The sequence below is a fragment of the Haloechinothrix aidingensis genome (genome assembly GCF_013450155.1).
Lineage (GTDB): Bacteria > Actinomycetota > Actinomycetes > Mycobacteriales > Pseudonocardiaceae > Haloechinothrix > Haloechinothrix aidingensis.
Window position 1 is genome coordinate 223,417 of record NZ_JACCKD010000002.1, and the last position, 21,712, is coordinate 245,128.

Annotated in this window: 18 protein-coding genes; 1 reads left to right on the forward strand and 17 read right to left on the reverse strand. The window is 71.0% G+C overall.

Features of this window, described 5'->3' with window-relative positions:
• Window positions 1-4: 4 nt before the first annotated feature.
• From H0B56_RS05595 to H0B56_RS05645, 11 genes are all read right to left on the reverse strand, one after another.
• On the reverse strand, window positions 5-505 hold the full coding sequence (locus tag H0B56_RS05595) for a GNAT family N-acetyltransferase (protein ID WP_180891864.1): 501 nt from the start codon (window positions 503-505) through the stop codon (window positions 5-7).
• Window positions 498-2,630, reverse strand: coding sequence for an NAD-dependent DNA ligase LigA (ligA, locus tag H0B56_RS05600; RefSeq protein ID WP_180891865.1), 2,133 nt, complete (start codon window positions 2,628-2,630; stop codon window positions 498-500). Before ligA ends, H0B56_RS05595 begins: the two co-directional genes overlap by 8 nt.
• Window positions 2,631-2,641: 11 nt before the next feature.
• Window positions 2,642-3,397: a hypothetical protein gene (locus H0B56_RS05605; RefSeq protein WP_180892355.1), complete on the reverse strand. Its 756-nt coding sequence runs from the start codon at window positions 3,395-3,397 to the stop codon at window positions 2,642-2,644.
• A 91-nt stretch (window positions 3,398-3,488) separates the two neighbouring features.
• Window positions 3,489-4,526: a uroporphyrinogen decarboxylase/cobalamine-independent methonine synthase family protein gene (locus tag H0B56_RS05610; protein ID WP_180891866.1), complete on the reverse strand. Its 1,038-nt coding sequence runs from the start codon at window positions 4,524-4,526 to the stop codon at window positions 3,489-3,491.
• Between the two features lie 89 nt (window positions 4,527-4,615).
• Window positions 4,616-5,725, reverse strand: a complete 1,110-nt coding sequence (gene mnmA / locus H0B56_RS05615) for a tRNA 2-thiouridine(34) synthase MnmA (protein WP_180891867.1) — start codon at window positions 5,723-5,725, stop codon at window positions 4,616-4,618.
• Window positions 5,722-6,993, reverse strand: a complete 1,272-nt coding sequence (locus H0B56_RS05620) for a cysteine desulfurase family protein (protein WP_180891868.1) — start codon at window positions 6,991-6,993, stop codon at window positions 5,722-5,724. Before H0B56_RS05620 ends, mnmA begins: the two co-directional genes overlap by 4 nt.
• An 83-nt stretch (window positions 6,994-7,076) precedes the next feature.
• Window positions 7,077-7,928: a lysophospholipid acyltransferase family protein gene (locus H0B56_RS05625; RefSeq protein ID WP_343063769.1), complete on the reverse strand. Its 852-nt coding sequence runs from the start codon at window positions 7,926-7,928 to the stop codon at window positions 7,077-7,079.
• Between the two features lie 3 nt (window positions 7,929-7,931).
• Window positions 7,932-8,717 carry a GNAT family N-acetyltransferase gene (locus tag H0B56_RS05630; RefSeq protein ID WP_180891869.1) on the reverse strand — a complete coding sequence of 262 codons (786 nt, stop codon included), beginning with the start codon at window positions 8,715-8,717 and terminating at the stop codon, window positions 7,932-7,934.
• A 179-nt stretch (window positions 8,718-8,896) separates the two neighbouring features.
• A complete protein-coding gene (locus tag H0B56_RS05635; RefSeq protein ID WP_180891870.1) occupies window positions 8,897-9,856 on the reverse strand; it encodes an electron transfer flavoprotein subunit alpha/FixB family protein in 960 nt (319 codons plus the stop codon).
• Between the two features lie 40 nt (window positions 9,857-9,896).
• Entirely contained in the window at window positions 9,897-10,685 is a 789-nt protein-coding gene (locus H0B56_RS05640) for an electron transfer flavoprotein subunit beta/FixA family protein (protein ID WP_180891871.1), read from the reverse strand.
• A 331-nt stretch (window positions 10,686-11,016) separates the two neighbouring features.
• Window positions 11,017-12,831, reverse strand: a complete 1,815-nt coding sequence (locus tag H0B56_RS05645; RefSeq protein ID WP_180891872.1) for an Hsp70 family protein — start codon at window positions 12,829-12,831, stop codon at window positions 11,017-11,019.
• A gap of 74 nt (window positions 12,832-12,905) precedes the next feature.
• Between H0B56_RS05645 and H0B56_RS05650 the strand changes: the two genes are divergently transcribed.
• Window positions 12,906-13,505, forward strand: a complete 600-nt coding sequence (locus tag H0B56_RS05650) for a hypothetical protein (RefSeq protein WP_180891873.1) — start codon at window positions 12,906-12,908, stop codon at window positions 13,503-13,505.
• Window positions 13,506-13,522: 17 nt separating this feature from the next.
• Here the strand turns inward: H0B56_RS05650 and H0B56_RS05655 are convergent, their stop codons facing one another.
• From H0B56_RS05655 to H0B56_RS05675, 6 genes are all read right to left on the reverse strand, one after another.
• On the reverse strand, window positions 13,523-15,037 hold the full coding sequence (locus H0B56_RS05655; RefSeq protein WP_343063770.1) for a dynamin family protein: 1,515 nt from the start codon (window positions 15,035-15,037) through the stop codon (window positions 13,523-13,525).
• Window positions 15,034-16,857, reverse strand: coding sequence for a dynamin family protein (locus H0B56_RS05660; RefSeq protein WP_219632356.1), 1,824 nt, complete (start codon window positions 16,855-16,857; stop codon window positions 15,034-15,036). Before H0B56_RS05660 ends, H0B56_RS05655 begins: the two co-directional genes overlap by 4 nt.
• A gap of 112 nt (window positions 16,858-16,969) precedes the next feature.
• Window positions 16,970-17,104 (reverse strand): hypothetical protein, encoded by a 135-nt coding sequence (locus H0B56_RS23185; RefSeq protein ID WP_281373596.1) that lies wholly within the window; start codon window positions 17,102-17,104, stop codon window positions 16,970-16,972.
• A gap of 427 nt (window positions 17,105-17,531) precedes the next feature.
• Complete coding sequence (locus H0B56_RS05665; RefSeq protein WP_180891875.1) at window positions 17,532-17,681, reverse strand: hypothetical protein; 150 nt, start codon at window positions 17,679-17,681, stop codon at window positions 17,532-17,534.
• A gap of 176 nt (window positions 17,682-17,857) precedes the next feature.
• Window positions 17,858-19,009 (reverse strand): hypothetical protein, encoded by a 1,152-nt coding sequence (locus tag H0B56_RS05670; RefSeq protein ID WP_180891876.1) that lies wholly within the window; start codon window positions 19,007-19,009, stop codon window positions 17,858-17,860.
• Window positions 19,010-19,127: 118 nt separating this feature from the next.
• Window positions 19,128-21,506 carry a helix-turn-helix transcriptional regulator gene (locus H0B56_RS05675; protein WP_180891877.1) on the reverse strand — a complete coding sequence of 793 codons (2,379 nt, stop codon included), beginning with the start codon at window positions 21,504-21,506 and terminating at the stop codon, window positions 19,128-19,130.
• Between the last annotated feature and the right edge of the window lie 206 nt (window positions 21,507-21,712).

A 21,712-nucleotide genomic window follows, 5' to 3' on the forward strand; every position in this document is an offset into this window, starting at 1 on the left:
TGAGTCAGCCAGTCACCTCACGCCCGAGGGCGAGCAGCTGCACGGCGGGCACAGGGGCCCAGTCGCGCTCCGGTAGCCGCCGGAACCCCATGCGCTCGTACAGCCGCAGGGCAGGCGCGTTACTGCGGTCGACACACATCACCACACGGTGACAACCAAGGTCACCAGCGCGATCGCACACGGCCTGCGTCAGCAGCTCGCCGACACCGCGCCCGCGGTGCTGCGGGTCGATCGCCAGCATGCGGAACTCCAGCTCACCCGGCACGGCCACCTGTGCGAACCAGCTGCCGTAGCGCGCGACGGTCACCGACCCGAGTACCACGTCGTCGCCGTCCACCGCGGCGAGCAACTCCGCCAGCTCGGCCCGCCTCGCGGTGTCCCGGAGCTGGTGTTCGTAGTCACTGTCGCCGTGCAGGAGACCGGAGGCGCGGTAGGCGGCCACGGTGATCTCACCGACCCGGGCGAGCTCGTCGGGCCGCACCGGGCGGACGCTGACGTCACTCATCGTCACCAGCGCCTGCCGCGGACCGCGCGGCCTCCGGTCCGCGCTCGAGCAGTACCCGGAACCCGTCCTCGTCCAGCACCGGAACTCCGAGCTGGACGGCCTTGTCGTGCTTGGACCCCGGGGCGTCCCCCGCCACGAGGAACGCGGTCTTCTTCGACACCGAGCCCGCTGCCTTGCCGCCACGGACCATGATGGCCTCCTTGGCCTCCTCCCGCGTGAACGAGTCCAGCGATCCCGTCACCACGATCGACAGCCCTTCCAGGTTGCGCTCGATCGACTCGTCGCGCTCCTCCGACATGCGTACGCCCGCTTCCCGCCACTTCCGGACGACCTCGCGGTGCCAGTCCACGGAGAACCACTCGCGCACCGCCGTGGCGATCGCCGGGCCGACACCGTCGATCTCGGAGAGGGCTTCCTCGCTCGCCTCCTCGATAGCCTCCATGGAGGAGAACTCGCGCGCGAGCGCCTGCGCCGCTGTCGGGCCGATGTGCCGGATCGACAAAGCGACGAGAACCTTCCAGAGTGGACAGTCCTTCGCCGACTCGAGATTCGCGAGCAGCTTCCTGCCGTTGGCCGACAGCTCCCCCGACTTGGTGCGGAACAGCTCTACCTCGGACAGCTTGTCCTCGTCGAGCATGAACAGGTCGCCCTCGTCGGTGACCACACCCGACTCCAGCAGAGCGGTAGCCGACTCGTATCCCAATACCTCGATGTCGAACGCCCCCCTCCCGGCGACATGGAACAGCCGCTCCCGCAGCTGTGCCGGGCACGACCTCGAGTTCGGGCACCGGATGTCCGCGTCACCCTCCTTCTCGTGGCGCAGTCTCGTGCCGCACTCCGGACACTCGGTCGGCATCACGAACTCGCGCTCGCCGCCGGTGCGCACGTCGACGATGGGGCCGAGCACCTCCGGGATCACGTCTCCCGCTTTGCGGATGACCACCCGGTCGCCGATCAGCACACCCTTGCGCCGGACCTCACCCGCGTTGTGCAGCGTCGCCATGGACACCGTCGAGCCCGCGACCGTCACCGGCTCCATCACCGCGAACGGCGTCACCCGCCCGGTCCGCCCCACGTTGACATCGATGGCGTGCAGTGTCGTCGTCGCTTCCTCCGGGGGGTACTTGTAGGCGATCGCCCACCGCGGGGCGCGTGCTGTCGTGCCCAGCCTGCGCTGCAACGACACGTCGTCCACCTTGACGACCACGCCGTCGATCTCGTGCTCGGCGTCGTGCCGGTGCTCGTCCCAGTACCGGATGTGCTCGGTGAGCTCGTCGAGCGACCGCACCACCGTGGAATGTGTCGACACCGGAAGCCCCCAAGCCGCGAGCGCCTGATATGCCTCCGACTGGTTCCGTGGCTCGAAACCGACACGCTTGCCGAGCCCGTGACAGATCATCCGCAGCGGGCGGCGGCTGGTCACCCGAGGATCCTTCTGGCGCAACGAGCCCGCGGCGGCGTTGCGCGGGTTGGCGAACGGTGCCTTGCCCTCGGCGACGAGCCCGGCGTTGAGCTCGGAGAACTCCTCGACCCGGAAGAAGACCTCGCCACGGACCTCGACCTGCTCGGGAACGTCGAACCCGTCCCGCGCGGTGAGCGAGTCCGGAACGTCGTCCAGGGTGCGGATGTTCAACGTGACGTCCTCACCGGTACGGCCGTCCCCGCGTGTCAGGGCACGCACCAGCCTGCCCCGCTCGTACAGCAGGTTCACCGCGAGCCCGTCGATCTTGAGCTCGCACAGGTAGCTCAGCGCGGAGCCCGCCTCGTCGCCCAGCTCCCGGTGCAACCGCTCCACCCAGGCCGTCAGCTCCTCGAAGTCGAACGCGTTGTCCAGACTGAGCATGCGTTCCAGGTGGTCATAGGCGGTGAACTCGGTCGAGAACGTCCCACCGACGTGCTGCGTCGGTGAGTCCGCTGTGACCAGACCGGGGTACTGCTGTTCGAGCTCCTCCAGCTCGGCGAACAACGCGTCGAACTCACCGTCGCTGATCGTCGGCGCGTCGTGCACGTAGTACCGGAACCGGTGGTGATCGATCTCCTCGGCCAGCTCCGTGTGTCGCTGCCGCACGTCGTCCGGGACCGACCCGGCCCGGCCCCGCCCATCTCGCTGCTGTTCCACGCTCACATCAACCGAGGTTAGTCCGCCACACCGACACCGTCGCCGTGCGGCCCACCCGTATCGCCGAGTCCGGTCACGAGCGTGCGGAACTCGAGCAGCGTCATGGCGTCCGCCGGCTCGGAGACGCTCACTTCCACCCTGCGTAACCACCGCGCGGCGAGACGCTCACCGAGCGTCGCCTCGAGCGGCAGGAACGTCATCGTCTCGCGCTGGTTCCCGTCGAGCTCGCCGAGCAGGGGATGGTGTACCGAGACGTCCACGGAACCGGCATCGACCCGCGCGGCGACGCGGACGTCGGCGAGCGCGACGCGGACCTCGCCGACGTTGACCGTGACCTCACTGGGGTCGGGGACGGCAGGCACCGAGTCGTGATACTCCCACATCGCGTCGGGTTCCGGGGCCGCCGCGATCCACGCGTCGGTGTAGGGCCGCACGGCCGGGTCCTCGCGGCTGGACAGCACGAGGGCGTAGACGGCACGGGCTCCGCGCTCGATGGAGAACTGCAGGTCCGGATGCAGCGCCGCGACCAGCTCACACAACGCGTGTTCGACACGCTGGACCTTGCCCTCGCCCAGCGCGGCGCTGATCTCGGGGAGCAGCTCGGCCCAGCGGCGCCAGAACTCGCTCGCGGCGACCTCCGGGTCCTCCGGCCCGTCCGGCTGCGGCCACGGGGTACGCGGGTCGACGACCTCCGTGCCGGCGGGGTCGGTGGGGTCGGTGGGGTCGGTGGGGTCGGTGGGTGTGCTTCGCTGCCTACGCCGGAACCATCGCATCATCGATGACGGTACGCGCTCGAGACCGCAACCGGGGCCGGTATGCGCAAGTCGGATCGCCGACCGGACCCGGCACTACCCGCCGCGCCGGTCACCACCCCTCGGGTGGCTCGACGAAGGCCCTACCCAGATCCCTGGTCAGCGAGAGCGCGCGACGCACCCATGACTCGTCGGCGTCGGCGAGCCCCCGCACCGGCGTGGGCACGGCGCGCTCGGCCAGGACCGAGCGGTTGAAGCCGAGGCGGTCGACCAGCCACAGCGCAGGCTCGGCCAGACCCCGCAGGTCGACCCCCTCGGCGGGGGCGGTCTCCGGCACCAGACCGAGAAGGAGCACGGTGCCCTCCTCCCACGCCTCGCCGATCTCGTCGAGCACCCGCCCCGGCGCCCCGGCGAGCTGAGTGGCGTCCAGGGCCAGCACCCGCGCGCCCGTCCCGCGCAGCACGCCCACCGGTGGCCGCGGCACGCCGCAACGCAGCACGACGGGTGAGCCGGTGGCTCGCTCCAGCTGCTCGACGACCGGCGCAAGCACGGCCTTCACCTCCGGCTCCGGCACCGACGGAACGGTCCCGTACCCCGATGGGGTGGAAAGCGACCCCGCCAGTACCTCCGGCAGCAACGGCTCGTCCAGCTGCACGACCACGCGCCGGCCGGTACGCTGCGCCAGCTCCGTGACATGCTTGCCCACACCGTCGACCAACGAACCCGTGAAGTCGCGCAGGGCGCCGTGGTCGGTCAGCACGCGGTGCCCGCGGGCGAGCTCGATACTCGCCGTCAGCGTCCACGGACCGGCCACCTGAGTCTTCAGCAGCCCGCCACGCGCACCGTCCCGCTCGGCGGCGTGCTCGAGACCGTCCATGTCCCTGTGCACCAGGTCGACGCCGCGCTTGTGGTGACGGCCGGGGCGCGCGGCGACGCGGTAGCCCGTCGGCGCCACCTCCACGGCGAGATCGGTGAGCAGTGCGGCCGTCCGGCCGATCGGGTCGGCGCCCACACCGCGCTCGGGCAGGTCGGGAACGTGCGGGAACTCGGGCAGTTCACCGAGCACGAGCTCGGCCGAGGTGATGATATCGGAGCCGGGCATGGGGCCGAGCGCGGTTGCGGCCCCGACCGGCCACGGGCAGTCCTGCATATTCGGCCGCTCCAGCCTGGGTCGTGTCTGGTTGGTCCTGCGCACCGGGATCGTCCGCGGCGCCGAGGGCACGCCACGGACGCCGGGTACTAAGCCCTGGTGTCGGCGATCTTCCCGCTGCCGAGCACCAGGTCGCCGTGCTGGTCGGGCTGGTAGAGCACCAGCGTCTGACCGGGTGCGACGCCGTGCAGCTGGGTATCGAGGCGTACCCGGATCCTGCCGGCTGCCGACTCCGCCACTGCCGGTGCCGTCCCCCCGTGCGCGCGCACCTGCACGACGCACTCCGTCGGCCCGTCCAGCTCCCGCTCGCTCGGCCACACCGCTCCGTCGGCGTCGATCTCGGTGACGCCGAGGCGGTCGGCCGAGCCCACGGTCACGGTCGCCGAGACCGGTTCGATGTCCAGAACGTACCGTGGCCTGCCGTCCGGAGCCGGTGCTTCGATACCGAGGCCCTTGCGCTGGCCGACGGTGAACTGGTGCACACCGGAGTGCTCGCCGAGCACACCACCGGTGCGATCGTCCACGAGCGTTCCGGGGTTCGCGCCGATCCGCGACTCCAGGAACGCCTGCGTGTCCCCGTTGGGAATGAAGCAGATGTCGTGACTGTCCGGCTTGGCCGCGACGACCAGCCCGCGCCGGTCCGCCTCGGCCCGCACCTCGGACTTGTGCGAGTCGCCGAGGGGGAACATCGAGTGCCGCAGCTGATCCGGGGTGAGCGATGCCAGCACGTAGGACTGATCCTTGTCGAGGTCGGCACTGCGCCGCAGTTCCGGGACGCCATCGGCGAACGACAGGCGAGCGTAGTGCCCCGTGGACACCGCGTCGAAGCCCAGCGCCATCGCCTTGTCGAGCAGCGCCGCGAACTTGATCTTCTCGTTGCAGGTGACACAGGGGTTCGGGGTCCGGCCCGCCGCGTACTCGTCGACGAACGTGTCGATCACGTCCTCGGCGAAACGCTCGGAGAAGTCCCAGACGTAGAACGGGATCCCCAGCAGGTCGGCCACCCGCCGCGCGTCGCCAGCGTCCTCGACCGTGCAGCAGCCGCGCGCACCGCTGCGCAGTGTGCCCGGCTTGGCGGAAAGGGCGAGATGCACCCCCACCACCTCGTGGCCCTGATCGACCGCACGCGCGGCCGCGACAGCGGAGTCGACACCTCCGCTCATCGCGGCGAGCACCGTCCGCCGTCGCCCTGCCGTCATGTTCGTACCCTCACGTCCTCATCCCGCTTGCGGTGTACCGGAGCGCCGCCCTGCCCAGCGTCCCCCTCAAGGGTACGGGCGCCGGCGACGCCCGCCCTGCGTGCCCGCTGCACCACGCCGGCGATCTCGGCCACCACGGCGTCGACGTCGGCACTGGTTGAGGTATGCCCGAGGGAGAACCGCAGCGATCCGCGTGCCGAGAGCGAGTCGGCGCCCATGGCGAGCAACACGTGTGAGGGCTGCGCGACCCCGGCCGTGCACGCCGACCCCGTCGAGCACTCGATACCGCGCGCGTCGAGCAGCATGAGCAGGCTGTCTCCCTCGCAACCGGGGAACGTGAGGTGCACGTTACCCGGTAGCCGTGCCGGGGCCGTCCCGTCGGAGGGGTCCACCGGAGCGCCGTTGAGCACCACATCGGGCACCCGCTCGCGCACCCCGGCGATGAGCCGGTCGCGCAACGCGCGCATCTCCCGCGCGTGCTCGTCCCTTCGCGAGGTACCGGCGTGCACAGCGGCTGCCAGCGCTGCGGCGCTCGGCACGTCCAGGGTGCCGGAGCGCACCTCCCGTTCCTGGCCACCACCGTGCAGCAACGGAACGCACGAGCTGTCCCGCGCCAGCAACAACGCCCCGATACCGAAGGGACCGCCGATCTTGTGCCCGCTCAGCGTCAACGCGGTCGCGCCGCTGGCCGCGAAGTCGATGTCGAGCTCGCCGACGGCCTGTACAGCATCGGTGTGCAACGGGATGTCGAACTCGGCGCACACCGCCGCGATCTCACCGATCGGGTTAACGGTGCCCACCTCGTTGTTCGCCCACATCACGGTGACGAACGACACGTCGTCCGGGTTCTCCTCGATAGCGTGGCGCACCGTCTCCGGGCAGACGCGCCCGTAGGCATCCACGCCGAGCCAGGTGACCTCGGCGCCGGCGTGCTCGGCGAGCCACTGCACGGAGTCCAGCACCGCGTGATGCTCCACCCCGGAGGCGAGCACCCGCACCCGAGCCGGGTCCTCCGCGTTGCGGGCCCAGTAGAAGCCCTTGACGGCGAGGTTGTCGCTCTCCGTTCCGCCACCGGTGAGAACCACCTCGGACGGTTGCGCACCGAGGCACTCCGCGATGCTCTCGCGCGACTCCTCGACGACCCGCCTGGCCCGGCGGCCGGAGGAGTGCAGCGAGGACGCGTTGCCGACGCGGGGCAGTGCCTCGGTCAGTGCCGTGACGGCTTCCGGCACCATCGGTGTGGTCGCCGCATGGTCGAGATAGGTCATCGCCTCTCCAGGATAGCCGGACGCGCCAATCGGCCGTGCCGGCTGTCCCCACCCTGGCGGTCGATACGCTCTGCCGAGCGCTGCTACACGCGCGGTGACAGCGGGCTGTCTCCCGTCATGGCCTGGTCCGCACGCGCCGCGGCGAGCGCGCCGTGTACCGCGGCCTCGGCGTGCGCGGCGAGCTCCCGGCGATCGTCCAGGCGACCGGCGGCGATCTCCTGACCGAGGCGCACCTCGACGACCAGCCCGGCGAGCCGGGCGATACGCCATGCCGAGGACACCACGGAGTCGTCCCCGACCATCGCAGGGTAGGTGGTCTCCGCGGCGCCTGCCACCCGGTAGCGCAGCGCGAGCGGGCGCACCGCGGCGCCGCTGTCGATCGCCGCCTGGAACGGCGCGGGCACGAAGCGCCCCGGCCTCCGCCCGCACCGTGTGGTTCCTTCGGCGAAGACGCTGACCGGCCAGCCGTCCCGTAGCGCCGCTGTCACCTCCGCCACGGTGCGCGGCAGGGTCGACAGCGCGGAACGGTCCACGAAGATGGTGCCCGCGCCCGCGACGAGCCTGCCGATCATCCACCAACCAGCGATCTCGGACTTGGCGACACCGCGCGTCGGCAGGACCGCGTTGACGGCGAGCACGTCGAGCCACGAGACATGATTGCTCGCCATAAGGGCGCCCCGATCCGGCGGGCCGGCCTCGCCGTGCACCTCGATCCGCACGCCGAGCGCCCTGGCCATGGCGGCGCAGAAGCGGCGGTGGAAGCCGAGCCAGGCGTTCCTGCCGAGCAGGGCCGTCGCGGGCGCGGTGAGCACTACCAGCAGCAGCACGCCGCAGGCGTGCGCGAGCCGGCCTGCCGCCACGACGGGCGCTACCCGCCGGACCCGGTGATCGACGCAGCCCGCCCCGCACGGGGAGCGCGGCATCCACGCGTGCACGGCTCACACTCCCGCGAAGTGGTTCAGGTACCGCCGGTTCATCCGCTGCAGATCGAGCAGCACGAAGAAGTCCGCCACGTCGAACCGGCGGTCGTAACTGGGCGGACCGCACACGTACGCGCCGAGCCGCAGGTAGCCGTGCAGCAACGGGGGGATCGCGGGCCGGGCCGACCGGCACGGTGCCGCGCCGGTCCACGGCCGCCGCGGCCGCACCCGCAGCCTCTCGGGCGGGTAGTGGCGGTGTCGCGCGGTCTCCCACACGCCTGCCGCCGTGCCACCGCCGTCTGCCAGCGGAACCGAGGCACAACCCGCGAGGTACCGGTGGCCGAGCGTCAGCATGTAGCGGGCGACGCCTGCCCAGGCGAGACCGATCACCGTGCCGGTGCGGTGCGCGGGATGCACGCACGAGCGGCCTGCCTCCACGAGGTACGGGCGCAGGCCGACCAGCGAGGTGAGGTCGAACTCCTCGTCGGCATAGAGCCTGCCTGCCCTGCGTGCCCCGTCCGGAGGCAGCACGCGGTAGCACCCGACGATCTGGCCGGTGGCGTCGTGCCGCACCACGACGTGATCGCAGTACCGGTCGAACTCGTCGACGTCGCGACCGGCGACGGCGCCGGGGAGCTCGGCCCCCATCTCCTCGGCGAACACGCGGTATCGCAACCGCTGCGCGGCGGCGACCTCACCGGCCGCCGCCGCGACACGCACGGTGTAGCCCGCTGTCCCCATGGGTATCTCGAGTTCCGACGCGCTACGCCCACCGGTCCCGGCCGGCCGCTCCGAGCGAACCATGCCCCAGGTGTACCGCGTGCATGGCCCGCGCCGGGAGTGCTCCCGGATGACAGCTCCGTGCACAGTGGATGAACGGTGCTCGTCGCGGGCCGGTGAGTATCCCGGGACGGAACGCACCTCGGGGCGGTGCTCCGTATGGGAACACCGCCCCGAGGCAGGAACCGGGATACCCGGCGTGCTCAGCCCTTGCGCTTGTTCACCGCTTCGGTGAGCTGGGGCGCGACGTTGAACAGGTCGCCGACGACACCGAAGTCGGCGATCTCGAAGATCGGCGCTTCGGAGTCCTTGTTGACGGCCACGATCGTCTTGGACGTCTGCATCCCCGCACGGTGCTGGATCGCACCGGAGATCCCGAGAGCGACGTAGAGCTGCGGGGAGACGGTCTTACCGGTCTGGCCGACCTGGAACTGGGCCGGGTAGTAGCCGGAGTCGACCGCGGCACGGGAAGCACCGACGGCCGCGCCGAGCGAGTCGGCCAGCTGCTCGACGACGTCGAACTTGTCCGCGCTCCCGACACCGCGACCACCGGAGACGACCACCGAGGCCTCGGTGAGCTCGGGACGGTCGCCACCGACGACCGGCTCGAAACCGGTGATCTTCGCGGACTTCGCCGGGTCGACAGCGGGCAGCTCGACGGTCTCCTCCGCGGCGGCACCGGATGCCTGCTCCGCGTCGATGCTGCCCGGGCGCACGGAGATGACCGGGGTGCCCTTCGCGGATTTCGACGTCACGTTGAAGGCGCCGCCGAAGACGGACTGCTCGACCGTCCCGTCGGCGTTGACGCCGACCGCGTCACCCAGCAGGCCGGAGCCGAGCCGGGCCGCGAGCCTGCCGGAGACCTCCTTGCCCTCGGACGTCGCGGAGACCAGCACCGCGGCAGGGGACACCCGCTCGGCGAGCGTGGCCAGCGCGTCGACCTTCGGCGTGGCCAGGTACGTGGTGGCGTCATCGGACTCGGCCACGTAGACCTTGGCAGCGCCGTAGGCGGCGAGCGACTCCGTCACCTTGCCGGCGGTGCCGGGCGCGCCCACCACGACAGCCGAGGGCTCGCCCAGTGTCCGGGCCGCGGTGAGCAGCTCGTAGGTGGATTTCTTGACCTCGCCGTCCACCTGATCGACGAGTACCAGGACTTCAGCCATGGGTTGGTTCCTCCGAAAGCGTATTGACGGTGAGCGTTTCTCAGACGAGCTTCTGGCCGACCAGGTACTCGGCGATCTTGGTGCCGCCCTCGCCGTCGTCCTCGACACGCTCACCGGCCTGGCGCGGCGGCTTCGGCGACGCACTCTGTACCGCGGACCAGGCGTTGGCCAGGCCCACCTCGCCTGCGTCGATGCCGAGGTCGGCGACCGTGTAGGTCTCGACGGGCTTCTTCTTCGCCGCCATGATGCCCTTGAAGGAGGGGTAGCGCGGCTCGTTGATCTTCTCGGTGACACTCACCAGTGCGGGCAGGTTCGCCTCGAGGTGCGTGATGCCCTCGTCGGCCGTCTCCCGGTCGACCTTCACCGTGGAGCCTTCCACCGCGAGGTGATGGGCGTGGGTCAGCTGCGGCAGCCCGAGCAGCTCGGCGACGACGGCGGGCACGGCGCCGCCGCGGCCGTCCGAGGCCTCGTTACCCGCGATGACGAGATCGACGCTGTCCAGCTTGCCGATCGCCGCCGCGATCACCCGGGATGTCGCGACCAGGTCCGATCCGTGCAAGGCCTCGTCCGAGACGTGCACGGCCTTGTCCGCCCCCATGGACAGCGCCTTGCGGATCGCGTCCGTCGCGCGGTCCGGGCCCACACACAGGACGGTGACCTCGCCCTCGCCCGCTTCCTTGATCTTCAGGGCTTCCTCGACGGCGCGCTCGTTGATCTCGTCGAGTACCGCGTCGGCGGACTCGCGATCCAGCGTGTGGTCAGTCTCGGTGAGCTTGCGCTCCGAGTAGGTGTCGGGCACCTGCTTGACCAGAACAACGATGTTGGTCATGGGTCCTCTTCGACCTCCGATACTGGTGCTCGGGCAATATTGCCGTTTGCCGTTGTGCGGGTGTCCGTCGCGAGCGGCGTCGCGAGCGGCGATCTACGACTGTTACGGGTCAGCCGGGCCGCCCGCTGCCCACCGGGACGCGGGCACGATGCGGTCCTGCACTGAACTACTGCGCAGTAGATTAAGCCCAACTCCCCCGCGAGTTCCCGTTGAGGTGACTGCATTCACCTGGAAGGTCCATCTATCTGGACCATCGTACAAATTATTGTCCCATTGCCACTCGCGGATCCCGCACCGGGCACGGTTCGGCATGCGGGGCCCGAGCGTTTCCTCACCGCTCGATCGGCACGCAGTTGCCGGTCACGAACTCGCCGTCGTTGTCAGGCACCAGCGCGTGGTCCGCGTCGGCGATACGGGCGCAGACCTTCTCACGGTCTCCGATGACCTCGGCGACCTCCGCCGCGGAGAGGACGGCGGGTCGCCCGTCCTTGATCACCCAGTCGCCGCTCCGATCCCCTGCGTGCGTACCCATGATCGAGTCGGGCGGCCGGTTGCCGTCACTACCCCAGATGTGCAGGTGGAAGCCGGTGCTGATGTCGGGAACACTGCCCGCCCACTCGGCCTCGTAGTCGATCACCAGCTCATCACCCTGGAAAGCCGCGCCGGTCAGGCACACCCACCGCTCATTGGCCATGACAGCATCCGAACATTCCTCGTCCGGGGGAACCTCGGGTTCGGTGGTGCCCGCCACGACGGCCCCACTGTCGGTGTCCTGGTCGTCTCCTCCGTCGTCCCCGCCCTGGTTGATCCCCCACCAGATGCCCCCACCGGTCAGCAACAGGATCGCGACCAGCCCCGCCAGCGCCACAGGTAGGGCTCGCCTGCGGCGCCCGCCGTCCGGCGGTGTGGGCGGTGCGGGTGGCGCGGGGGGAGGTTGCTCACGGGCCGGCACGGCTGCCTGGTCCCCGGCGCTCGGTGGCCCGGTCCCGGCCGCCGCGCCGGACCCGGTCCCCGAGGTGGGCTCCTCCTCGGGCGCCGCCCGCTGCATCGCATCCACCGGCGCCCCCTGCACCGGAGCGTCGGGGGGTTGGTCGCTGGCCAGCCATGCCGCGCCGAGCGCGACCGCGTGCTTGGGATGGGCATCCACCGCGACCGGACGACCCAACTCCGCACCAACCAGCTGGGTAACCAACGGCATCCGCGACGACCCCCCGACCAGCAGCACCGAATGCAAATCCTCGGCAGCCACCCCGGCCTTGTCCAACGCCCGGCGCAACGCCTCGACGGTACTCAACAACGTCGGCCGCACCATCGCCTCCAGCTCGGCGCGCGTCAGCCGCACCTCCGTGGAGACATTCGGCAGCAGCACCGAAATCGACGTATCCGTGTCCGACGACAACGCCTCCTTGGCCGCCACGCACTCCTCTCTCAACCGCGCCACCGCGGCCACCGCACTCGAATCCTCCTCATCCAGCTCCGCCAACTTGCCCCCCAACGCCTGACCGACGTGGTGAAACACCGCCGCATCGAAATCGATCCCACCCAGCCGCTCGATACCCTCCGGATCACCCAGAATCCCGAACCCCGACGCACCCTTACGCAACACCGTCGCGTCGAACGTGCCCCCACCCAAGTCGTAAACCGCCACCACCGCACCAGGCTCGACCCGCTGCTGCCGCGCGTAGAACACCGCGGCCGCCGCCGGCTCCGCGGCGAACGTCACCGGCACCCCCACCCCGGTCAGGCGCACCATCTGATCCAGCAACTCCCGCTTGTACGGGCCCCAATTCGCCGGATGCGAAACGCACACACGCTCCGGCCACCCTCCCTCCCGCGCCGCCACATCCTCGACCACCGAACGCAACAACTTCGCCATCAACGCCTCGACCGAATACGGCACCCCACCGAGCAGCACCGGCGTCGTATCCCCGAACCTGCGCTTGAACTCCCGAGCCACCCGCTGCGGCTCGGTCAAACCCCGCCGGTTGGCCGCCTCCCCCGTCAACACCGTCTCGTCCTCGCGCAACAACACCACAGACGGAATCACCGCGGCCCGGCTCCCCAGCGACGCCACCTCCGCGTGACCATCACGCCACGTCGCAGCCGCGGTGAACGTCGTCCCCAGATCGACACCAAGCACGTACATCAGTCACAACTCCCGAGACGGTGAAGGGGGATTTCCCCGAGGCGGAGTCCCGGAACGGCACCTACAGTGGGTGTATGGAACCGGTACGCCCACTCCGGGACGTTTTCGACGAGCTGATCGAGGCGGACCCCGCGGAACGCGATGTGGCGGCGCTGCTGCGCGAGTCCGGCTACTCCGACCTGCCGGACGACGTGCTCAGCGAGGCGATCGTCAGCTATGCCGAGACCGCGCCCGTCGAGGTGGCCGAGCACCTCGCGCCGTTCGTCACCGCGCACGCCACGCCAGGATCCGGCGACGCCGCAGGCACCCGGCCTGCCCCGGAACACGGGCTCGACCTGCTGGCCAGCATGCCGGCACCCGAGCAGATCGATGACACACCGGCGACGGATCCGGTCCCCGACATCGCGTTCGGGACAGGCAGCGACGACACCGGAATCGACGATCTCGACTTCGGTGCGGGCGACCCTGCGTCCGGGGTGACCACGAGTGCGGAGGCCACCAGCGGTGACACCGTCGAACCGGGCACGCCCGCTGGCAGTGCCACCCCCGGCGAGCCCGCCCTCGAGGACGCCGGCCCGGCCGACGACTCGGCGATCATCCCGTTCGACGACGCGCCGGGGACCGGCTCGAGCGCGGGCGAGGACGCCGGCTCGGAGGGAGACGCCGGCACCTGACCGTCCGCACCGGGCGCTCATCGGCCCCACCCCAGCTCGACGAGCATCCCCTCGCAGGACCGGACGGCGACGCGCGCCGCGACGGCGAGCTCGTGGGGGGTCATCGGGTTCTCGGCGCGACGCTGCCAGCGCTGCAGTGCCTCGGACGCGGCAGAAGCCAGCTCCTGCGTCCGCGCCTGCGGCGGGCATTCGAGACGCTGGTGGAGGGCGCCGCCTCCCCCGCCGATGATCTGCTCCAGCTCGCCGAGCACAACGTCGCGCCCGGTAACCCAACCCGCCCGCACCGCCGAGAGCACCCGGAGCTCCTGGAACGGGTGGGCCGAGGCGAGGATCCGTTCCACTTCCATGCAGACGCGGTCACTGCCCGGCCTTGGCCGCGCACGGAGCAGCGCGTCCAGGGCCAGCAACGCCGAGCGGCTCTTGAGTACGTCCCTGCGTTCGAAGAACAGCGAGGCGAGCACGTCACGAAGCTGCCCGATGCCGCTACGCTCAGCCAGCTCACCGGCGAGCTCGGTAGCGGTCGAGACCGCTTTGTGGCGCAACAGCGTGGTCGCCAGCCGCAGACCGAACAGCCCGAACCGGTCCAGCAGCCCCTCCCGCTCGATCGATGTCAGCCCGAGCTCGGGCATGCGCTGCGCGAACCGGTCGGCCGAGAGCAACAGCTCATCCGCCTCCCGCACCGGTACCTCGGCGACCCGCCGCAGCTGCGCGACCTCGGCCTCGGTCACCGTCGCCGCCGTCTCGGCGAGCAGCCCGGCGATGGGCAACACGGTCTGCACCACGCGGCGCACGTTCTGCTCGGTGGCCATCCGGCAGGCGATCGTGCGGGCCGAGTCCATCGCGTCGAGCCGTCCCACGCCCAGCTCGTCGGCACGCGAGAGGATGCCGATGGCGTTGACCGGGTTCGGTTGGCTGACCTCGGTGTCGTGGAACGCCCGGAGAAACTCCAGGTCGCTGCTGTGCAGGTGGCGCAACAGGTACAGCACCGCGTCCGCGGGTGTCTCGTCCTCGGCGGGCGCGAGCAGGTCCCAGGAGCGGCGGGCCGACTGCTCCGACAGCGAGCCGATGCCGGGCGTGTCGATCAGCGTGGCCGCGCGGAGCGCCTGGGACGGCCAGGTCACCTCCAGGCTGGCCAGCGACTCGGCAGCCAGACCGTCCAGGTGCACCTCGATCGCCCCGCCCTCGCGGTCGAAACTCAACTGCCGCGGCTCGCCCTCGGCCGGGTATGCCATCACCCGGTAGGTGTGGCCGTCGCGGTACCACGTAACGATCCGGGTGCACTCGCCTGCGTCCGTCGGCGCGAGCCGCTCCCCGGCGAGGGCGTTGAGCAATGTGGACTTACCTGCCTTGACCCGCCCCGCGACGGCTACCCGTAACGGCTCGTCCAGCCTGCGCCGGATCTCGGCCAGCCGGGCGGCATCCCCGGTACCCGCGTAGACCGGCACCGCGGCGTCCAGCACGCCCCGGGCATCGTCGAGCAGCGTCGCCGGTGCTCCCTGGCCCGACGTCTCCCCGTGCGCTGGCGCGATCACCCGACCACCTCCATGGCACGCTCGCGGAGCTGCCGCAGCCTGCCCAGCTCGGCATCGATATCCGCCAGCCGCCTGTCCCGCTCGTCCTGGGTGTGCGACGTGGCATCGGACGCACGCTGCAGGGCCTGCGCGTTGGACCGGTCGAGCTCCTCGGCGAGTGCCGTGTAGTGGTCGCGCAACTGCCGCTGGATCGTGCGCAGCGTGTCCTTCGAGTCCTTTCCCATCACGAAGCTGACCTCGTCGCAGTACCGGCGTACCGCGTTCTGCGCCTGTTTCTGCCGGTTGGCACGCTGCCGCTTCTTCTCGTCCCGCAGCCCCTTGCCCCCCATCACCAGGCCGATCCCCAGCGCGATCGGGCCGAGCGTGACACCGGTCAGGGTGCCGAGCATGACGAACATGATGGCGCCGCTGTAGGCGCTCTTGAGCGCCACCATCGCCTGCTTGCCGACCTTCATCTTCTGCAGCTCGATCTTGTGCTCCACCCGTGCGCCTGCCAGCTGCAGCTCCGGGTCCGGGACCGCGATCCGGTCGAGGACATCACAGGATGCCTCCCGGAAATGCTCGCCGACCTCCTCGCCGAGCGCCGTGGCGCGGTCACGCAGCAGGGTGTAGTTGGCCAGCAGCTCGTGCGAGACGCGGGAGCGCAACCAGGTCTCCATCTCCGTCCACGTGTCGGCGGGATCGGACTCCTCGATCACGTCGTCGGCTTCGGCGATGACGGTGCGGATGCGGCGCCGCAGGTCGTGCTCGACATCCGAGTTGAGGTCGGTGATGCCGTCGCTGAGGGTCTGGTTCCACTTCGCCGCTGTGGACTTCAGGTTCGCGATCCGCTCCTTGACCGCCGTCAGCTCGGAGACCACACGCCGGGCCTCGGCCGGGTCGGCAAGGGCCGCCCGCTCCGCCTCGAACTGCGCTTCGAGTTGCGTGCATACGGCAGCGACGTCAGCAGCGGCGTCGGCGGCCACGCGGTGTGCCGCCGACGCACCGACGTGCTCGGTCAAAAAGCTCACCAGGGCCGGATAGCCGGACTCGGTGTTCAGCTGGCTGTCGCCGGCTTCCGCCGCGGCCGAGCGCAACCGCGACGACACGGGGATGCACGGCACGTCGGCATGCTCGCGGAGGTGCTCGGCATCGAGATCCCTGATCCGGCGCCAGTGCGGATAGAAGTCGATCTTGGTGAGCACGCAGGCCACCGTGCCGCACATCTCTCGCGCCTTGTGGAGGAAATCCAGCTCGCTGCGGGTGAGCTCCTGCGAGGCATCGGTGACGAAGACCAGCGCGCTGGCCATGGAGGCCGCTGCGAGGCTCGCCGCGGCGTGCGCCGAACCCAGCCCGCCGACGCCGGGCGTGTCCACCAGCACCAGCCCGGAGGACAGGAGCGTGCGGGGCAGCCGCACCTCGGCACCCGCGAGCGCGAGCTCCTCGTCGGCACCGGAAGCGGCGCCCGCCGGGTCACGTTCGATGACACGGCTGTGCAGCTCCTCCAGAGCGACCGTCTCCCGCCGGGGCGGGCTGCCCTCGACGATGAGCTCGGCACTCGCCTGCTCGCCGTGCCGCACGTAGGTGGGTACGGCTGTGGCGACGTCGTCGTCCACCGGGCACGCGTTGGCACCCACCAGGGCGTTGACCAGGGAGCTCTTGCCCTTCTTGAACTCGCCGACCACCACGACGTGCACGGCGGGGTCGGCCAGCCCGCTCTGCACGCTCTCCAGCCGCGCGGCCAGGTCCGGCCGCCCGTAGGCCTCGCACGCGCGCAGCCCGAGATCGACCAGGGCAGCCGCCCTGGCCACCGCATCGTTGCCGGCGGTCTCGGGTGCCACGGTCATCATCGTGCCTCATCATCGGACGCAGCGGAACGATTCCCTGATTCCGTAATTTCCGCGCAACCCACGGGAATCACGGTGCCGCCGCGTCCGGCGACGGCACAGTGGCTCAGCCGTCCTGGACGTCGAAACCGGCCGGCGAGTCCCGGTCATCGACCTCCCGGAGTGCCTCCTCGAATCGATCGGCTACCACCGGGGACTCGGTCGCCGCGTGCTCGGGCTCGGTATCGAGAGTCTCCGCCACGGCGTGCTCCGGCTCGGCGTCGGCGGTGTCCGCACGCGCGGCGAGGTTGCCCTGTCCGGGCCGGGATCCGGCGGCTCCGGCGCGGGTTCCACGTGCGGGTCGTTCACCGGGTACGCGTCTTCCGCGCGCCCCACCGTGAATGCCTCGCCACCCTCCGTCACACCGGCTGCCGGTGCCACGACCTGGTCGCGGGCGCTGACGCCGGCATTCGCCTCGGCATGGGACTTCTGCCCGGGCCGTGCGCGATCGTCATCTGCCGCTTCTGCCTGCGGATGGGCCGGTCCGGACGGGTGCCTGCTGTCGTCCATCATGATCACCCTCATATGGGGGAATGTCGGGATCGTTCGGCGATGTATCCATCGCCCTCCCGGCTCCTGCCCGTCGCCATCGGGAACGTCCCCGTCCCCGTAGCACCCGGACAGGGGGACTACGGCGAGCTACCGTGCGCGGCCGCGTCGTAGTCGCCTTCGCCACCGCCGTTCTCGCCGGTGTCGCCACCACCATCGTCACCGTTGCCGGTACCGGTATCGCCGTCATGCTCCGCCGGGGCACATCCGGAGCCGCCGGTGTTCGTCACACCGGGTAATCGGGTGGAACTGCCGGAACGTTTCACTGACGCCTCCCGCTGAGCGGTGCGGAAGTTCCCGTCCACATCAGACCACTGTGCGTACGGCGCGGCGCGCCGCCAGTGCACCTGACGTGAGCCCGTGGCGGCTCCCCGGCCGTCGACCGGGGAGCCGCCACGACTCGCACTCACATGGTGGGGACCTCGTCGGCGCCCGGCTCGGCTTCTTGATCCAGATTGCCGGATCCCTGCTCGGTTGCCACGGTCGAGTCGGTCGCGTGCACGTCGGACGTCTGGACGTCGGTGGACTCGAAGCTTCCCGTGGCGTCGCCACCGGCCGACGCAGCAGAACCGTCGTAGATGTTGTTGTCCGAAACGTTCGCGGCGTCACCATCGCTCGTGAGCGCCGAATCCTCCACAGTGGAGTCTTTGACACTCGTCTGGCTGCCGCCACCGAAGTTGAGGTTCAGGTTCACGTCTCCGCCCGCGCCACCGGATGCGTCACCGCCGGTGCCGGTGCCGCCGGTGGCGTCGGCGTCGCCGCCGGTGCCGCTCGCGTTACCGCCCGCACCGCCGCCGCTGTCGATGTCGATCCCGCCGGCGAGGCCGCTGTTGTCTCCGAAGACGGCGCCGTCGGCGTCGCCGTCGACCTGGTTGACCGTGTTTCCGTCGCCGACGACCGCGTTGTCCACATCGCCGTCGGCCATGATGCCGGTGTTGACTCCGGTGTTGACCGGGGCATTGATGTCGTCGCCTGCCTGCACCGCACCGTCGCCGGTGTTGGCGTTGCCGAAATTGGTCCCGTCGATGATCTGGGAGCCTTCGCCGCCTGCGACGTTGACGTCCCCGTCACCGGCATTACCGACGTTGCCGTCACCCAGCTGGTTGAGGTTGTCGTTCTCCACGTCGACGTCGCCGTACACATCGCCATCCACGCCGACGTCCACCGAGTTGTCGATGTTGGTCGAGTTGTCGGTGTACGTCGTGGAGTGGTCCGCGTAGTAGCTCTGCGTCACGTGGGAGACCTGCTGGACCGACTGCGCGCTCGGTACGTACCCGCTCGCGCCGCCTGCACCACCGCCACCGCCGGTACCACCGCCGTATCCGGCACCGGAGCCGCCGCCCGCACCGGAGCCCCCGCCACTCGGGTAGGCGCAGCCGTGCACGAGCTGGTCCACGTCGACGCTGCCGAACACGGCAGGATCGACGTCGTGAGCGGCGAACGCTCCCTCCGGGTCGGCGAGGAAGTTCTCCGTCGCCTCCTCGCTGCCGAAGATCGTGTAGTACAGCGCCTTGATCTTCTCGATCATCTCCGGTGTGATACTCGCGTCCGTGGCCATGACATCTCCTCGTGTCGGCCCCGCGCCCTGCTGCCGGGGCATTGAGGGCAATCCTGCGCCACGGGATCACCAGCCCACATCGGGGCAATCCCCCTGCCTGCGGGGGAATCGTTGGGGGCTAGTGCTCCTCGTCGGCCAGGATCCGGCGGAGCGCGGACACCAGCTCGACCCGGCTGGTGGCACCGAGTTTGGTCCGGATCCGCGCGACGTGATGTTCGACCGTCTTCGGCGACAGGTACAACTGCGCTCCGACCTCGCGGTGCGTACGCCCGGCGAGGACCAGCCGCGCGACGTCGACCTCGCGCCCGGACAGCCCGCCGCGCTGCTCCTCGGCCGCACCCCGCGCTGCCACGGCACCCGAGTCGGCCAGCTCCCGGGCCCGTTCGAGTAGCCGGCGTGCCGCGGACGCGTCCCCCGCGCGGATCCCCGCCTGCCCAGCCAGTCTCGAGGCCTCCCACGGCAGCTGAGCCCTCGCGAGCCCCTCCGCCGTCTCCAGCACCCGCTCCGGATCGATCGCGCCGGTGAGGACCCGCACCCACTCCTCGGCAGCCGCACGCTGCGCCTGTTGCCGCGGACCCTCCGCTGCCGCCGAGCCGAGCCGGCGCGCCGCGTCCGCGACCGAGTCGGTGTCCTCGCCGGAGACGGCCACGGTCACGCGAATCCACTCGACCGCGGCCACCCACGGCCCTGGCCGAGCCAACCGGTCGAGGATGTCGTCGAGTATCCGCAGCACCGGGCCCACCCTGTGGTGTTCGCGCAGCCGGGTCGCGGCGACGAGCAGCTCCTCGAGAACCTCGGTGTGGAAGAGGTCGACGGTCATGCGGGCCAGGACCGGTTCGGCGGCGGCCCATGCCTCGCGCAGCCGCGCCATGTCGCCCGATCGGCGCGCGATGCCTGCCGACAACGCGGCTACGAGCAGCCGTTCCCTGCCGGCCAGCCGCGTTCCGGCCAGCCGGTGCAGCTCGGCGCCGGCCGTGTCGTACCGGCCGGTGCGCATGCGTACCCACGCCAGCAGGGCGCGGTGCCTGTCGACCGCGACCGGCCCGCCGACACCGGTCTCCAGTGCGCGCTCGAGGAGGTGCTCGGCGGTGGCCGCGTCACCCGCGGTGACGGCCACCAGCGCACCGAGCGCGTGCGGGGTGTCCGGCAGCACCACAGCTGGTTGCGCGTGCTCGGCCGTCTCGGCAGCTTCGATGAACGCCGGCAATGCCGCACCGGGGTCGGGCGCGGCGAGCGCTGCCTCCGCCATCCGCAGGTGACTCGACGGCGCGTGCTCCGCGGCCGCGGCCCGTGCCTGCTCGATCCGTCCGGTGGAGACCAGGGCCGGAACGGCCATCACCCGGCCGAAGGGACCCGCTTCGGCGAGCGACTCGGCTGCGCGACCGGACCGTCCACGATGCGCGGCCACCGCGCCGGTCACCAGAGCGGCCCGCTGGGTATCCTCCAGGGGCAGTGCCACCCAGTCGGTGTCCACCGGCCTGCCGAGCAGGGCGGTGGCCTCCGCCCTTCCTACGGCCACGGTCGCCGGGTCGGCTCCGGAGTCGATCGCGAGGTCGTACCAGCCGGTCGCTGCGAGCGGGTCCGCGAAGCGTGACCTGTCCGCGGCGGCAGCGTACACACCGGCTGCGACCCGACTGCGTACGCGCGCCGCGCGGAGCTGCTCGGCTGCACCCGCCGGTTCGGGGTCGGTCGCGATGAGCTCCCTGGCCACCGCGTCGTGCAACGAGCGGCGCCCGGCGGGGGGCAGTTCCGCGAGGATCGCCCGCGCGACCGCGGGGATCATCCTGTCGCTTCCGGACACGAGCAGGCCGGAGTCGCGCAGCGCCCGCATCGCCGCCACGAGTCCCGTCTTGTCGATTCCGGCCACCCGGCCGAGCACGTCGTCTGTCAGATCCACTCGCAGTGACAGGACCCTGGCGAGATACGCCTGCTGCCGCTCGAGCATCGCCAGGCGCTGCTGAACCCGGGCGACGAGCGCGGGCGCGACGGTGCCCTCGGGCGCCGATGCCACGGCCGCCACCACAGCGGGCCACCCCCCGGTCGCCTCGCGGAGCTCGGAGACGCCCTCCGGCGAGGCCGGCGTGCCGGTGACGGCCGAGACGACGGCGGCAACCCCCTCGTTGTCGAGTGGTTCCAGGGTCTGCACGGTTCCCCCGGCGGCCACCGCCTCGTCCAGGTCGGCCAGTTCGGGGGTGGCGATCGTGGGACGCCGGGAGATCACCATCGCGACGCCACGCCGGGATGCGCGGGCGAGCGCCTGCAGTACGGCGGCGGGCTGCCGGTCGGCGTCGTCGACCATCACGACCCCGCCCTCCGCGCGTACCTGGTCCAGGCGCGTCGCCAGGTCGGCCACCGACTCGGCGAGGTCCCCCGCACGGGTCACCGGCCGTGCCGTGGCCGCGGCGATCTGGCCGAGCCGGTGGGTGCGCCCGGAACCGTCGACGCCGACGACGACGGTCCCGGCCCCGTGCGGACAGTCGCTGCCCTGCTCGAACATGCGGAGGATCCTCACAGGTGCGGGAGTGGACCTGCCGGTATGCGGTGACCTCAGGCTACCCCGTCGCGGCCGTGACCGGGATACCTCCGGACCCATCGATCCGGCCGTGGTGCCGCCCTGACCTCCGGGGTTGTGCTGCCGCACCGGCACGCAGCTGCACGGCACCCGACCGGCGGGACGTCGTCGCCGACCCTGGCGGCACGGTC